General features: G+C 66.0%; 14 protein-coding genes. 9 read left to right on the forward strand and 5 right to left on the reverse strand.

The features are described 5' to 3' along the window. Window positions 1-74 precede the first annotated feature (74 nt). A complete protein-coding gene (gloA, locus tag ACO550_RS00585; RefSeq protein ID WP_315596777.1) occupies window positions 75-482 on the forward strand; it encodes a lactoylglutathione lyase in 408 nt (135 codons plus the stop codon). A gap of 11 nt (window positions 483-493) precedes the next feature. Then, window positions 494-1,399 (forward strand): DMT family transporter, encoded by a 906-nt coding sequence (locus ACO550_RS00590; protein ID WP_315596776.1) that lies wholly within the window; start codon window positions 494-496, stop codon window positions 1,397-1,399. A 59-nt stretch (window positions 1,400-1,458) separates the two neighbouring features. On the opposite strand, the gene trpS is transcribed toward ACO550_RS00590, so the two are convergent. The 5 genes from trpS to ACO550_RS00615 are packed head-to-tail and all read right to left on the reverse strand — an operon-like array spanning window position 1,459 to window position 8,465. Then, window positions 1,459-2,487 carry a tryptophan--tRNA ligase gene (gene trpS, locus ACO550_RS00595; RefSeq protein WP_315596775.1) on the reverse strand — a complete coding sequence of 343 codons (1,029 nt, stop codon included), beginning with the start codon at window positions 2,485-2,487 and terminating at the stop codon, window positions 1,459-1,461. A gap of 40 nt (window positions 2,488-2,527) precedes the next feature. Further along, complete coding sequence (gene rsmA / locus ACO550_RS00600; RefSeq protein ID WP_315596774.1) at window positions 2,528-3,370, reverse strand: 16S rRNA (adenine(1518)-N(6)/adenine(1519)-N(6))-dimethyltransferase RsmA; 843 nt, start codon at window positions 3,368-3,370, stop codon at window positions 2,528-2,530. A 3-nt stretch (window positions 3,371-3,373) separates the two neighbouring features. Then, a complete protein-coding gene (gene pdxA / locus ACO550_RS00605; protein WP_315596773.1) occupies window positions 3,374-4,459 on the reverse strand; it encodes a 4-hydroxythreonine-4-phosphate dehydrogenase PdxA in 1,086 nt (361 codons plus the stop codon). A gap of 16 nt (window positions 4,460-4,475) precedes the next feature. Further along, a complete protein-coding gene (locus ACO550_RS00610; protein ID WP_315596772.1) occupies window positions 4,476-5,975 on the reverse strand; it encodes a peptidylprolyl isomerase in 1,500 nt (499 codons plus the stop codon). Between the two features lie 9 nt (window positions 5,976-5,984). After that, window positions 5,985-8,465, reverse strand: coding sequence for an LPS-assembly protein LptD (locus tag ACO550_RS00615; protein WP_315596771.1), 2,481 nt, complete (start codon window positions 8,463-8,465; stop codon window positions 5,985-5,987). Window positions 8,466-8,648: 183 nt separating this feature from the next. Here ACO550_RS00615 and ACO550_RS00620 point away from each other — a divergent pair, with 183 nt between their 5' ends. From ACO550_RS00620 to ACO550_RS00650, 7 genes are all read left to right on the forward strand, one after another. Continuing rightward, window positions 8,649-9,707 (forward strand): aminoglycoside phosphotransferase family protein, encoded by a 1,059-nt coding sequence (locus ACO550_RS00620; RefSeq protein ID WP_315596770.1) that lies wholly within the window; start codon window positions 8,649-8,651, stop codon window positions 9,705-9,707. A 92-nt stretch (window positions 9,708-9,799) separates the two neighbouring features. Beyond that, on the forward strand, window positions 9,800-10,489 hold the full coding sequence (locus ACO550_RS00625) for an AzlC family ABC transporter permease (protein ID WP_315596805.1): 690 nt from the start codon (window positions 9,800-9,802) through the stop codon (window positions 10,487-10,489). Further along, window positions 10,486-10,809 carry an AzlD domain-containing protein gene (locus ACO550_RS00630; RefSeq protein WP_315596769.1) on the forward strand — a complete coding sequence of 108 codons (324 nt, stop codon included), beginning with the start codon at window positions 10,486-10,488 and terminating at the stop codon, window positions 10,807-10,809. Before ACO550_RS00625 ends, ACO550_RS00630 begins: the two co-directional genes overlap by 4 nt. Beyond that, on the forward strand, window positions 10,806-11,513 hold the full coding sequence (gene murU, locus ACO550_RS00635) for an N-acetylmuramate alpha-1-phosphate uridylyltransferase MurU (RefSeq protein WP_315596768.1): 708 nt from the start codon (window positions 10,806-10,808) through the stop codon (window positions 11,511-11,513). The genes ACO550_RS00630 and murU overlap by 4 nt, the downstream gene beginning before the upstream one ends. Window positions 11,514-11,628: 115 nt before the next feature. Beyond that, the gene (locus ACO550_RS00640) at window positions 11,629-13,029 is read left to right on the forward strand and encodes an aminopeptidase P N-terminal domain-containing protein (protein ID WP_315596767.1); all 1,401 of its coding nucleotides are present in this window, start codon (window positions 11,629-11,631) and stop codon (window positions 13,027-13,029) included. After that, window positions 13,026-13,502 (forward strand): hypothetical protein, encoded by a 477-nt coding sequence (locus ACO550_RS00645; protein ID WP_315596766.1) that lies wholly within the window; start codon window positions 13,026-13,028, stop codon window positions 13,500-13,502. The genes ACO550_RS00640 and ACO550_RS00645 overlap by 4 nt, the downstream gene beginning before the upstream one ends. Continuing rightward, window positions 13,480-14,745 carry a UbiH/UbiF/VisC/COQ6 family ubiquinone biosynthesis hydroxylase gene (locus tag ACO550_RS00650; RefSeq protein WP_315596765.1) on the forward strand — a complete coding sequence of 422 codons (1,266 nt, stop codon included), beginning with the start codon at window positions 13,480-13,482 and terminating at the stop codon, window positions 14,743-14,745. The genes ACO550_RS00645 and ACO550_RS00650 overlap by 23 nt, the downstream gene beginning before the upstream one ends. Window positions 14,746-14,975: the final 230 nt, after the last annotated feature.

Here is a 14,975-nt window from a genome sequence, read left to right on the forward strand (position 1 = left end):
CGCTGGCGACGCGTTCCTGCCAGCGGGACTAAAATAGCGGGCTCTGCAGTCACAACAAACCGAAAGGGCCCCATATGCGACTCCTCCACACCATGCTGCGCGTTGGCGACTACCAGCGCTCGATCGATTTCTATACGCGCGTGCTGGGCATGCAACTGCTGCGTGAAAGCGACAACCCCGAGTACAAGTACCGCCTGGCATTCGTAGGCTACGGCCCCGAGACCGAGACGGCCGTCATCGAACTGACCTACAACTACGGCGTGGACCAGTACGACCTGGGCACCGCCTACGGCCATATCGCACTGGAAGTACCCAATGCCGCCGAGGCCTGCGAGCGCATCCGCACGGCGGGTGGCAAGGTCTCGCGCGAGGCCGGCCCGGTCAAGGGCGGCACCACGGTCATCGCCTTTGTCGAGGACCCGGATGGCTACAAGATCGAACTGATCGAGCGTCACTCGACGCGCGACGCCGCGCGTCCGTAAGCGGCGCGGCAATGAGCACACAAACAATAACAAGGCGCCCGCTGGACAGCACGGCCATCAGCCTGATGGTCCTGCTGTGCGCCGCCTGGGGACTCCAGCAGGTAGTGATCAAGGTGACCGCGCCACTGATGGGCGCGGTGCTGCAGGCCGGCATCCGTTCCGCCATTGCCGCATTGCTGGTATTCGGTTTTGCGGCGTGGCGCGGAACACCGCTGTTCGAACGCGACGGCACGTTGCGCGCGGGCCTGGTCGCCGGCCTGCTGTTCGGTGCCGAGTTCTTCTGCATCTTCGTTGGGCTAGGTCACACCACCGCTTCACGCATGGCCGTGTTTCTCTACACGGCGCCAATCTTCACGGCACTGGGCCTGCACCTGTTCGTGCCCGGCGAGCATCTGCATCGCGGCCAGTGGATTGGCGTGGTACTGGCGTTCCTGGGCATGGTGCTCGCATTCGCGGACGGCATCGTCTCGTCGTCGGCACACGCCAGCACGCTGCTCGGCGATGCCCTGGGCGTAGTGGCGGGAGCGCTGTGGGCGGCAACCACGATCGTGGTGCGCGGCAGCAAGTTGTCCCACGCACCGGCCAGCAAGACTCTGCTCTATCAACTGGGCGTGTCCGCAGTGCTGCTGCTGGTGATGGCGCTACTGGCCGGCCAGGCCCATCGGGTGGAAATCAGTGGCTTTGTGGTCGCCAGCCTGTTCTACCAGTCGGTGCTGATCGCGTTTGCAAGCTACCTGATCTGGTTCTGGCTGCTGCGCCAGTACCTGGCGTCGCGGCTATCGGTGTTCTCATTCCTGACGCCGCTGTTTGGCGTAGCCTTCGGCGTGCTGCTGATGCACGACCAGGTCGGCGCGAGATTCGCCGTGGCAGCAGTGCTGGTACTGCTGGGAATCGTGCTGGTGAACCGGAAGGTATAGGGGGTGTTTTGCTCCCCTCTCCCACAGGTGGGAGAGGGGAGAAAGACTTCAACCCATCATTACTTCGGGAACGAGAACATGCCCAGCGCGCTGCGTACTTCGTCCAGCGTCTGCTGGGTCAGTTCACGCGCTTCGGCGGTACCCTTCTTCAGGACCTCGAACACATAGCCCGGATCCTGCGCCAGTTGCTCGCGGCGTTCGCGGATCGGGCGCAGCAATTCCTGCAGCACACCTTCCACGCGGCGCTTGAGCACCATGTCGCCAAGTCCGCCGCGCTGGTAGTGTTCCTTCAGCGCCTGCACTTCCTCGACGTTCGGATCGAACGCATCGAGGTACGTGAATACGACGTTGCCCTCGACCTGGCCCGGATCCGAAACCTTGAGGTGGTTCGGGTCGGTGTACATGCTGTGCACGGCCGCACGGATCTGGTCCGGCGATGCGCCCAGCGGAATCGCATTGCCCTGCGACTTGCTCATCTTGGCCTTGCCATCGACGCCCGGCAACCGGCCATGCTTGGGGATCAGCGCCGCAGCTTCGGGCAGCACATCGCGGCCCACCTGATGGTTGATGCGGCGCACGATCTCGTTGGTCTGTTCGATCAGCGGCGCCTGGTCCTCGCCCACCGGCACCAGCACGGCCTTGAAGGCAGTGATGTCGGCCGCCTGCGAAGCCGGATAGCACAGGAAGCCAGCCGGGATATCGCGCCCGAAGCCGCGTGCCTGGATTTCTTCCTTGATCGTCGGGTTGCGCTCGAGTCGCGATACCGTGACGAAATTCAGGTACATCAGCGTCAGCTCGGCCAGCGCCGGCAGATGCGACTGCACCGTGATCGTGGTCTTGGCGGGATCGATGCCCACCGCCATGTAGTCGAGCGCGACTTCCAGCACGTTGCGGCGCACCTTGTCCGGGTCGTGCGCGTTATCGGTCATGGCCTGCGTGTCTGCCAGCAGCACGTACTGCTTGTGCGTTTCCTGCAGGGCAACGCGGCTCTTCAACGAGCCGACATAGTGGCCCAGATGAAGCGGGCCGGTGGGACGGTCGCCGGTCAGGATGACGGGACGCGGATCGGTCTTGGTCTGTTCTGTCATGAGCGTCGCTTAGACTTCAGGGTATTCAGTAAATCGGGAATCAGGCCACGCCGCGCGCGGGCGGCACGGTGCAGTTGCCGACCAGGCGGGCCAGTTCGACATACTCGGCCACCGGCACTTCCTCGGCACGGCGGCCGAGGTCGAAACCAAGCGCGTCGAAATCTACCTGGTCGCGCAGGAAAGACAGCGTATTGCGCAGTACCTTGCGACGCTGCGAGAACGCCGCGGCAACCACGTCGCCAAGCACGCGGGCATCGCACGCCGGATATGGCGAACGCAGCGAGCCATCCTCGGCGCGCGGCCACGGAATCATGCGCACCACGGCCGAATCGACCTTGGGCGGCGGATTGAAGGAGGCAGGCGGTACGTCGAGCACATGCTCCATGTGGTACCGCACCTGCAGCATGATCGACAGGCGACCAAACGCCTTGCTGCCCGGCTCGGCCACCATGCGCTCCACCACTTCCTTCTGCAGCATGAAGTGCTGGTCGCGTACGTGGTCGGCAAAATCCATCAGGTGGAACAGCAGCGGGCTCGAGATGTTGTACGGCAGGTTGCCGACGATCCGCAGCGCGCGGCCGGCTTGCTGCAGGCTGCCGAAATCGAACGCCAGTGCATCGCCGGCATGCACCATGAGCCGGTCGCCATAGCGGCGGCGCAGACGCTCCACGAGGTCGCGGTCGAGTTCCACCACCTGCATGTCGGGCAGGCGTTCGAGCAGCGGGTCGGTCAGCGCGCCAAGGCCCGGACCGATCTCGACGACGATATCGCCTGGTTGCGGATCGATCGCACTGACGATGCCGTGGATGATGCCGTCATCGACCAGGAAGTTCTGACCGAACCGTTTGCGGGCCACATGGCCCTGGTGCACGTTTGAACGCATATGTCAGTGCCGGCCGCTTGTGGGCGCGCCGTTGTCGTGGCGCCCGCTGGCGTGGCCGGCCATGGTAATGGCACACCGGATGGCTTCGATCATGCTGCCGTGCTCGGCCCGGCCAGTACCGGCCAGGTCGAGCGCGGTGCCATGGTCCACCGATGTGCGGATAAAGGGCAAGCCCAGCGTGACATTGACGCCGTGGCCAAAAGTACCGTACTTGAGCGGCGCCAGACCCTGGTCATGGTACATCGCCAGTACGCAGTCGGCATCGCGCAGATGGCGCGGCTGGAACAGCGTATCGGCGGGATACGGGCCGCGCGCATCGATATCGGCATCGCACGCCTGGGCCAGCGCGGGCACGATCACGTCGATTTCCTCGCGCCCCATGTGGCCGGATTCCCCCGCATGCGGGTTGAGTCCGGTCACCAGGATACGCGGACGCGCAATGCCGAAATGGCGGCGCAGGTCGTGATCGACGATCCGCAGCGTTTCCAGCAGCATCGCAATCGTCAGCGCATCGGGCACCGCGCGCAGCGGCAGGTGCGTGGTAGCCAGCGCCACGCGCAGCATGGCGTTGTCATGCGCGGGTTGCGGTCCGGCCAGCATCATCACCACGCGCGGCACCGCGGCACGCTCGGCCAGGTATTCGGTATGGCCCGTGAACGGCACGCCGGCATCGTTGATCGTGCTTTTCTGCACCGGCGCGGTGATCATGGCCGCGTAGCGTCCGTCGCGCAGGCCGTCGATGGCCGCATCGAGCAGTGCCAGCACATAGTGTCCGTTGCGCGCATCGAGATGGCCGGCTTCGCACGCCACGCCCAGCGCGATGTCTTCCACCACCACATCGCCATCGGCGATACGGCGCTGCCAGGCATGCGCCACGCCCAGCGCCGCGGCACGCTGCGCGAGCAGGCGCGCATCGCCAATCACATGGAAGCGGTATCCCCCGCCATTGGCCTTGCCTTCGCCACCGTGGTTACCAGCGTGATTGCCGACGAGCTGCAGCAACGCCCCGATCGTGATGTCGGGACCGATGCCGGCGGGCTCGCCGGTGGTAATGGCAAGCGCAATGGGTGCGGGTGAAGGGTCGGGCATGGCAGGGGCCAGCGCATCAGCGCTGACGGTTGATCCGGTATTCGACGTATGCCGCGCTGCGCAACTGGCGTACCCAGTCATCATAGGCGGCGCGCAGCTTCTGCTCACGCACTTCCTGGCGCGCAAAGTCGCGCTGCTTCTCGCTCGACACCTCGGTTTCGCGACGATTCTCCACCTGGATCAGATGCACGCCGAACTGCGTGACCACCGGCTCCGAGATCTCGCCCGGACGCAGGCGGCTCATGGCCTGCTCGAATTCAGGTACCAGTTCGCCCGGCGAGATCCAGCCAAGTTCGCCACCCTGCTGCGCCGATCCGTCCTGCGAGTAGCGGCGTGCCGCATCGGCGAAATCGCCACCGTGCGTGACCCGGTCACGGATCGTGGCCATCTGGCGCTTGGCCTCGGCCTCGGGCATGTTCGGACCGGTACGGATCAGGATATGGCGCACCTGGGTCTGCGTGATGCGGTCGCTGGTTGCCGGCTGGGCCGCGGCGGCCGTACGCTTGGCGGCCAGCTTGAGCACGTGGAAGCCATTGGCCGACTCCACCACTTCGGGGACCACCTTGCCAGGCTGCAGGTCGACCACGGCATTGGCGAACAGCGCCGGCAGGCGGCCGATCTCGCGGAAGCCCATCGAGCCACCCTGCGAGGCCTCGGGGCCTTCGGAACTGGACTTCGCCAGTTCGGCAAAGTCAGCCCCACCCTGCGCCTGCTTGAGCAGGCCCTCGGCCTTGGCCTTGAGCTGCGCCTTCTGGGCGTCGGATGCGTTTTCCGGCACACGCACCAGGATCTGCTGCACGTTGTACTCGGCAGGGCCGGTCGCGGCGGGCTGGCCACCGCGCGCGGCCAGGAAATTGTCGATCTCGCCGTCGTAGACCTGTACCTTCGAATCCACCTCGCGTTCGCGCAGGCGAATCACCTGCACCTGCTTGCGCAGTTCGTCACGGTACTTGGTCCAGGTCATGCCGCTGGCTTCCACGCGGGTGCGCAGTTCCGTCGCCGACATCTTGTTCTGCTGCGCCACCGACTCGATCGCGCGGTCCACTTCCTGGTCCGTCACCTTGATGCCGGCATCCTGTGCGGCCTGGGTCTGGACACGATCCATCACCAGGCGTTCGAGCACCTCGCCAAGCAGGTCCGGACGCTCCGGAACCGGGCGGTTGGCCGCGCGCATCTGGCCTTCGATCTCATCGGCACGATCGAGCAGTTCGCGGCGCGTGATCACGCTGTTGTTGACGATGGCAACCACCTCGTCCACCAGTTGCGAACGCTTCTGCGCCGGCTGGGGCACGCCCATCTGCGGCTGGCTGGGCGCAACCGTGCTGCCCTGGCTGGATGTTGCCGCGCCGCCCTGGCTGGACTGCGGCATGAAGATGCCCTGGGTGCTACGGCTACCGGTGCCCGGAGCGCGCAATTGCGCGGCGGCCGGTGCGGCCAGTGTCACGAGGACTGCCGAGAGCAGCAGCTGTTGCCATGGATTCAGGCGGGACAATACGGAGAAAGCTTGACGTTTCATCTTGGTCCGTCATTCATAGTGATCGTACGGGGACGTGGGCACCGGGCGCGCGGTCACAGGCTCGTAACCGGGCACGTTCAGGCGCAGCATGTCCAGCGGATTGGAACCGACTTTCGACAATCCGCGGAATTCCACCTGCAGGAAGATCCGGCCGGTATAGCCGTTGGTGGTATTGCGGAAACGCTGGTACACGAAGCGTCCCACCCAGCAATCGGCCGCATATTCGAAGCCGGCCAGCGCATCCACGAGCTGGTTGGCCGATTTGTCGAACGCCACGCGGCCGATACCGTAGGTGCGCTGCGTGATCGGCCATTGGCCCGACACTTCGAACTGGTCGATCGCGGTATTGTCGGTCACCGAGGTCGGCCGGCGGTAACGGTAGCCCAGATTGAGCAGCTTGCGCGACTCGGGCCGCCATGCGAAGGCCACGTTCGAGTAGTTGACCTTGTTCTGGTCGGGGTTCCACTGGATCCCGGCATCGAGATAGTAGCCGCGGAACATCTGGATCGTGGTGGCGGCCAGCAGGTCCGAATAGGTCGCCTTGGTGTCCTGCAGCGTACCGTTGATCTGCACGCGCTGGCCCGTAAAGTCGATCCGCTGGGCAATCGTGCCGCGGAATCGCTCTACCCCGGTTTCCGATTCGATCAGGCGCGTGGTCAGGCCCGCGGTCAGCTTGTTGTTGTCGGCGATCCGGTCATTACCGCTGAACGGGTTCTCCGCGAAGATCTGGCCGTAGCTGAAGTCAGACTGCACGGTGTCGAACAGCGGGAACGCGCTCTGGTCGCGGAACGGCGTATAGACGTAGAACAGGCGCGGTTCCAGCGTCTGCGTGTAGTTCACGCCAAACAGCTTGCTGATGCCCGGCGCATCGCGCTCGAAGGTCATGCCCGAATCCAGGCTGACCGTCGGAATCGCGCGGCTCAGCGTGTTCGAGGCGCCCGTCGTATTGGTGCCCGCGTCCATGTTGTACTGCGCCGCGTTGAAGATCACCTTGGGCGTCACATACCAGCCCGGCCGGATGATCGGGTAGCTGATGGTCGGCTGGAAATAGGCGCGGCTGCCCTCTGGCAACTGCGCGCCAGTGGAGTTCAGCAACGGGATCTTGAACCGCGTGTAGTCGGTATCTACGGCAATGTCGAAGCCGCCAAAGTCATAGCGCGTGTATTTGGCATTGATCTGCGGCTCACGTTCGTACGACGGGTCGCTCGGGCGCAACGTCTGGAATTTCTGCACGCGCGCCATGAACGTGAAGTCCTGCCAGTTGTAGATGATGCCGCCTTCCTGCGTGTACTGGCGCAGCGTGGACTGCGAGACGGTACGGGTCAGGTCGTCGGGGTACTGGTCGTCCGATACCTTGTTGACGTTCGCGTACGCCACCATGCCCGGCATGATGGTCTGGCTGTGCTGGATCGAGTAGGCCCAGCGGTTGCGGTCCGCCTTCTGGTCATCGGGCAGGAATTCCGCACGGATCCGCCCGCTGTAGCCCGCGCCGATATACCGGTAGTCACCGCCCAGCTGCACGCCGCGCGCCGACAGGATACGCGGGTAGATGGTCAGGTCGCGGTTAGGTGCCAGGTTGAAGTAGTACGGGACCACGAGGTCCAGGCCCGACTTCGAACCATAGCCGATCAACGGCGGCAGCACCCCGCTGCGGCGCTCGCTGTTGAGCGGGAACGAGAACGCCGGCGCACCCGCCACGGGTACGCCAAAGAAGTGCAGCACGCCACCGTAGGCCACGCCAACTTCACGGTCGCTGTCGAGGTCGAGCTTGCGCGAACTGAAGTACCAGTCCGCGTTGTCGGGCGAGCAGGTCGTGTAGGTGGCTTTCTTGAGCGTGCTGCGGTCGGGATCGATAAAGTCGATCCGTTCGGCGCTGCCCGCTCCACCGGTCTGCTGGAAATAGTAGTCCGGCGACAGCATGTAGCCTTCGTTGGCCTGCACGCGCATGCGCGCCTCGGGGCCCACGGCCAGCGTGCCGCCCTTCGACAGCCGCACATTGCCGGTGGCATGGGCCTCGTCGGTGTCCTGGTCATAGGTCAGCTTGTCGCCCTTGACCACGCCGCCATCACGGCGCAGCTCGGCATTGCCTTCCAGTTCGACGCCCTTCTCGTTGTAGCCGGTCATCCGGTCGCCCGAGACATAGGCTGGCGCGTTCGGGTTGGCCGGTGCCGACACCGGCGCCGCGCCAAGTGCGCTGTTACTGCCGCTGGCAGGCCGGCGCTCCGGCTCGGTCAGGCGCGGCACCAGCTCGCCCGCCTCGGGCGGCGGTGGCGGCGGCTCGGCCGCCTGCGTGACGGCCGGCTCCGCCACGTCGATGTTCGGGATCGAGGACGCCGCGCCATACTGGGCGTGCGCGCTGACCGAAAGGCCGGCCATGGCCAGCACAAGCGGCCGCAAGGCGCTGGCAGGCACGCGGGCGCGCCGGGGCTTGCCCAGGAGCGCAGGCGGTCGGGTGGCCGGATGATGCGGTGATCGTTGTTGTTCGGTCATGCAAACGGTTATCGGTCGGCTCGGCGGCGGGCGCGGCGCGCGGGACCCTGAATAGTGGGTCCCCGCTTCCCCTCAGCCCAATGCCGGAGCGGGCTGCGAGGCGACACAGGCCCCTCCCGGGGGCCACCCGGCGCCCGGGTCTGGTCGGGTATTATACGGGGCATCGTATTCTCCCTTTCCGGCATGGCAGCACTTATTCACGACCCGGGCCACGACCCGCGCATCGAACAACTGAAATCCTGGGTTGCCGAACTCGGCACAGCATGGTCGATCGACCCGTCGTCCTGCGCACCCGCATCGGCCGATGCCAGCTTCCGTCGCTACTTCCGCGTGCGCACGGGCCACCCCGCGCATCCGACCGCCATCGTTATGGATGCGCCGCCGGCGCACGAGGACTGCCGGCCGTTCATCCACGTGGCCAAGCTGTTCGGCGATGCCGGTGTGACGGTGCCGACAGTGCTGGCGCAGGACCTGGCACAAGGTTTCCTGCTGCTGGCCGACCTGGGCAACCAGACCTACCTGTCGCGCCTGGACGACGCGTCGTCCCGCCACCTCTATGGCGACGCCGCCGCCGCGCTGGTGCAGATCCAGCTGGCCACGCGTCCCGGCGAGTTGCCGGCCTACGACCGCGCCCTGCTGCAACGCGAGCTGGACCTGTTCCCGCAGTGGTATGTGGCCAAGCACCTTGGCGTCACGCTCGACGACCGCCAGCAGGCCGACCTGCGCGAGGTCTTCGACGCGATCCTGGCCAATAACCTGGCCCAGCCGCAGGTCTACGTGCACCGCGACTATCATTCGCGCAACCTGATGGTCCTGCCGGAAGGCGCCACTGTGGGGGCAAACCCCGGCATCCTGGACTTCCAGGACGCCGTGATCGGCCCGATCACGTACGACGCGGTGTCGCTGTGGCGCGACGCCTATATCGAGTGGGAAGAAGAGCAGCAGCTCGACTGGCTGATCCGTTACTGGGAACGCGCCCGCCAGGCCGGCCTGCCGGTTGTCGCCGATTTTGGCGACTTCTACCGCGATTTCGAATGGATGGGCCTGCAGCGTCACCTGAAGGTGCTGGGCATCTTTGCCCGCCTGTATCACCGCGATGGCAAGGACGGCTATCTGGCCAACCTGCCGCTGGTGCTCAAGTACACGCGCAATGTGGCCGGCCGTTACTCCGAACTGCGTAAGCTGGTACGGCTGCTGGACGCGCTCGAAGGCACCGAGCGGCCCACCGGCCTGACGTTCTGACCGTGTCGCAGCCATCCGAAACATCGCTCCAGCCTGAGCCCACCATCACGCGACGCGGCGAATGGTGGGCCGGGGTACGCGCGCTGGCGCCGATGCTGCTGGGCGTGGTGCCGTTCGGACTGATCTATGGCGTGCTGGCCGTCAATGCCGGCATGCCGGCCTGGCTGGCATGCGCGATGAGCGCGATCGTCTTTGGTGGCGCCTCGCAGATGATCCTGACCCAGCTGTGGTCCGCCGGCACGCCGGCGCTGGTCATCGCGTTCACGGTGGCCATGGTCAATTTGCGCCACGCGCTGTACTCGGCAACCATTGCCCCGTCGCTGGCACCGCTGCCGCGGCGCTGGAAGGCCTTGGTCGCCTACCTGCTGACCGATGAAGCGTTTGCCGCCATGACACGCCGGCTCGGCGACACCGGCCCGCGTGCGCGCTACCGCCACTGGTTCTATTTCGGGGCCGGGTTCTCACTGTGGTCCAGTTGGCAACTGTCGACGCTGGCCGGCGTGCTGGTGGGCGCGCAGGTGCCGCGCGACTGGCCGCTCGATTTTTTCCTGCCACTGACGTTTATCGCGATCATCGTGCCCAACCTGAAGCATCGCGCACAGGTGGCAGCCGCACTGGTGGCCACGGTACTGGCCGTAGCCTGCTACGCGATGCCGCACAAGCTCGGCATCATGGTGGCGGCGCTGGGCGGCATCGCCGCGGGCATGCTGCTGCTCGACCGCAACCGGCGTAGCGGCCAATCGGCCTCGCCCCCGGCGGACGGCAAGGAGCACGCAACATGAGCTCGCTGACCCTGTTGTGGGTATTTCTTGGCGCGGGCCTGGCCACCTACCTGATCCGCCTGTCCTTTATCGCGGTGGAAGGCCGTGTGTACCTGCCCGCGTGGTTTCGCACCGCCTTGCAGTTCGTACCGGCCGCCATGCTGTCCGCGCTGATCGCGCCGGACCTGCTGATGCATGATGGCGCGCTGTACCTGAGCCCTTACAACACGCGGCTGATCGCCGGCCTGGTGGCCATCGTGATCGCCGCGCGCACGCGCAGCGTGGGCTGGACCATTGCCGGCGGGATGGCCACGCTGATCGCCCTGGAGACCCTGATTTGAAAGCGATGATCTTTGCCGCCGGGCGCGGCGACCGCATGCGCCCGCTGACCGACACCACGCCGAAGCCACTTCTGGCCGTGGGCGGCAAGCCGCTGATCGTCTGGAAGATCGAGGCGCTGGCGCGAGCCGGCATTGCCGATATTGTGATCAACCATGCGTGGCTCGGCGAACAGCTTGAGGCAACGCTCGGCGACGGCAGGCAATTTGGCGTACGGATTCACTGGTCGGCCGAAGGCACGGCACTGGAAACCGCTGGTGGCATCGCCCACGCGCTGCCATTGCTGACCGCGGGCGATGGCGACGGCATTTTCCTGGCCGTGTCGGGCGATATCTTCTGTGATTTCGACTTCCGCAGCTTGCTGCCGCGGGCCCGGGCCATGCGCGATGCCGCCCGTCCGCAGATGCACCTCGTGATGGTGCCAAACCCGCCGTTCCATCCACACGGCGACTTCGTGCTTGGCGACGACGGCCTGCTGCAACTGCCGCGGGAAACTGGCGGGCAAGCGCTGACATTCGGCAATATCGGCCTGTATGACTCGCGCCTGTTCCGCGATATCGGCCAGGGGCAGAAGGTGGCGATGTCGCCGTACTACCGCACCGCCATTGCGCAAGGCACAGCCACCGGCGAACGCTTCGACGGCCGCTGGGAGAACGTCGGCACGCCCGAACAGCTCGCGGCGCTGGACCGCGCCTTGCGGACCTGAGCCGCAACTGAACCACACCAGGCGGCATGGCGTGCGGCTTTCCCGGCGCACGCCATGCCCGCATCTCACGCCGACGGGTTTAGAATCGGCACATTCCCCTCACCGGTTTCACTCCATGTCCGCACCCGATTCCGCCCTCCTTGGCGCGTGCCGCGACCGCCGTGCCCGTGTGCTGCAACACCTGCGCGCCAACGGCGGCGGCGTGGCCATCGTGCCGACCGCGCCAGAAGCCATGCGCAACCGCGACAGCGACTATCCGTACCGGCACGACAGCTATTTCTACTACCTGACCGGTTTCACCGAGCCCGAAGCCGTACTGGTGCTGGTAGCCGGTGCGCCGGGCGAAGGCAACGACCGCAGCATCCTGTTCTGCCGCCCCAAGCACGAGGAACGCGAAATCTGGGACGGCTTCCGCTTCGGCCCCGAAGGCGCGCGCGCGACGTTCGGTTTCGACGAGGCGCACTCGGTCGAGGACATCGACCGCCTGCTGCCGCCGCTGCTGGCGAATCGCGCGCAACTGGCCTATCCGCTGGCAGCCACCACCGACATCGACGTGAATGTGCGCCGCTGGCTCGATGCGGTGCGCATGCAGGGTCGTGCCGGCGTTTCCGCGCCAGCGGTGGCCGTCGACGTGCGTACGCTGCTCGACGAAATGCGGCTGTTCAAGGATGCCGGCGAACTGGTCACGATGCGCCGCGCCGCCGAGATTTCGGCGCAGGCCCATGTGCGAGCCATGCGCACGTCGCGCGCCGGGCTGCGCGAATTCCATCTCGAAGCGGAACTGCTCTACGAATTCCGCCGCCATGGCGCGCAGAGCGTGGCCTACAACTCGATCGTGGCCACCGGCCCCAATGCCTGCGTGCTGCACTATCGCGCCGGCCCGGCCGAATTGCGTGACGGCGACCTGTGCCTGATCGATGCGGGCTGCGAGCTGGACGGTTACGCGTCGGACATCACGCGCACGTTTCCGGTTTCGGGCCGCTTCACGCCCGCGCAGCGCGAACTGTATGACCTGGTGGTGGCTGCGCAGGACGCCGCAATTGCCGAAACGCGTGCGGGCGTGCCGTACAACGTACCGCATGACGCGGCGGTAAAGGTCCTGGCGCAAGGCATGCTCGACACGGGCCTGCTCGACCGCAACAAGGAAGGCACGCTAGACGACGTGCTGGCCAGCGGCAGCTATCGCCGCTTCTACATGCACCGCACCGGCCACTGGCTTGGCATGGATGTGCACGACGTGGGCGAATACCGCGTGCCCGGCCCGCTGCCGGCCGGCCAGGAAGGCGAACGCGCGTGGCGTCCGCTGGAAGCCGGCATGGTGCTGACCATCGAACCGGGCATCTATGTGCGCCCGGCCGAAGACGTGCCCGAACGCTACTGGCATATCGGCATCCGCATCGAGGATGACGCCGTGGTGACGGCGGGCGAATGTGAACTGATCACGCGCGGCGTGCCTGTGAAGGCCGACGAGATCGAGGCGCTGATGCGTGACAACGAAAGAGGATCGCCGCGATGAAGGCATTGTTGAGCAAGCTGTTTGGCGTAGGTACCCCGAAGCACCGCAGCACGGTGCATCCGGTGGACCCGAGCCAGCCGTTCGTGGTGAACCTGTATGACGACCACCTGGTCGTGCATCGCCCCGACGGCCAGCGCGAGGAACTGGCATGGGATGCGCTGGAACGCGTCGTGGTACGCGTATCGGACCGCGCCCCGTGGTCCGGCACACCGTGGCTGATCCTGGCTGGCGACGCCGAGAGCCAGCAGGGTTGCGTGGTGCCGATGACCGCCGCCAACCATGATGCGCTGGTGGAGCGTCTGCGGCAGTTGCCAGGTTTTCACCAGCACAAGCTGGACAACGCCATGCGCGATGCCGCAGCCGGCAAGTCCCGCACCGACGCCAACCTGTGGAAGCGCGGCCACGCCGCCGCGGCTGCCGAGGCAGCGCCGCAGGCAGAGGAAACCAGCCATGATCGAGCCGGCCAGCCTTGAAGCGGCCGGCGAGCCGCGCGATATCGCCATCGTCGGGGGTGGCCCGGTAGGCCTGGCACTGGCCGCGCAACTGCTGCGCACCACGCCGTGGCGCATCACGCTGATCGACGCGGCCACGCCGGCCCGCGCGGCACGCGATCCGCGCGCCATTGCGCTGTCGCATGGCAGCCGCCAGCTGCTTGAGCAGATTGGCGCGTGGCCCGTGCCGGCACAGGCGATCGAGCATATCCATGTGTCGCAACGTGGCCGGTTTGGCCACGTGAAACTGCATCACGACGACTACGGCGTACCGGCCCTGGGCTACGTGGTCAGGTATGGCGACCTGTGCCAGACCCTGGAGCGTGCGTTGGCCCGTGCTGCCGACGCGGCGCCGGGGCGTCTCGAACGTGCATTCGAGACACGCATCGACAGCATCGAGCAGGACAAGCGCGACGGGCGCAGCGACCAAATCCGCAACGACGGCGCGGCGGTGCGGCTTACCGGTACCTCGCACTCGGACCATGACGGGCTGCCGGTCAGTCATGCCGCGCGGATCGCCATCCAGGCGGAAGGTGGATTGTTCCACCAGCAGGTCCAGCGCCTGGCGCGCGGTACCGAGTCCACGCGGCGGCGCGACTACCAGCAAACCGCGATCATCGGCCATGTGACCTGCACGCAACCGCAACCCGGCTGGGCCTGGGAACGGTTTACCGAAGAAGGCCCCTTGGCATTGCTGCCGCACGAGGAACATGGTGTGACGGGCTATGCGCTGGTCTGGTGCTGTTCGCCCGAACAGGCGCAACGGCGGCTGGCGCTGCCCGAGAGTGATTTCGCCGAAGAGCTGGGTCAGGCATTCGGGAGCCGCATGGGCCGCTTTGCATTGGTGGGCAAGCGCCATGCATTTCCGTTGGGCCTCAATGCGGCGCCGGTCACCGTCAATGGTCGGATCGCCGCCGTGGGCAATGCTGCACAGACCTTGCATCCGGTAGCGGGCCAGGGCCTGAACCTGGGCCTGCGCGATGCCTTTGCGCTGGCCGATTCGCTGCGTGCCGGCTGTACGCCACAAGCCTTGCAGGCATTTGCAGGCCGCCACCGCCTGGACCGCGCCATGACGATCGGCATCACCGACCTGCTGCCGCGCGTGTTTGGCGTGGGTGGGCCGCTGGCGGCACACGCACGCGGCGCATCGCTGGCAGCACTGGCTTGCGTGGCTCCGCTGAAGCATGCGATAGCCCGCCAGATGATGTTTGGCGCACGTGGGTAGTGCAGGGTCGTTATCGCTGTCCACCAGGATGAGGCTGTCGGTTGTTTAACGGCCCACGCCGCCAACGACGCCCAAGCGGATGTAAGTAGCGAGGTCTTGGCTCTCTCTCCCCTCATGGGGAGAGAGTGGGAGAGAGGGGTGGTTTAGCTAGGTACCACATCAAGCAAAGCCGTCGGTGTGCTATCGGTGTTGTCCAGCACCTCCCAATATTTGCTCATTTATTGAGCAAC

The sequence above is a fragment of the Cupriavidus sp. genome (assembly GCF_057315035.1).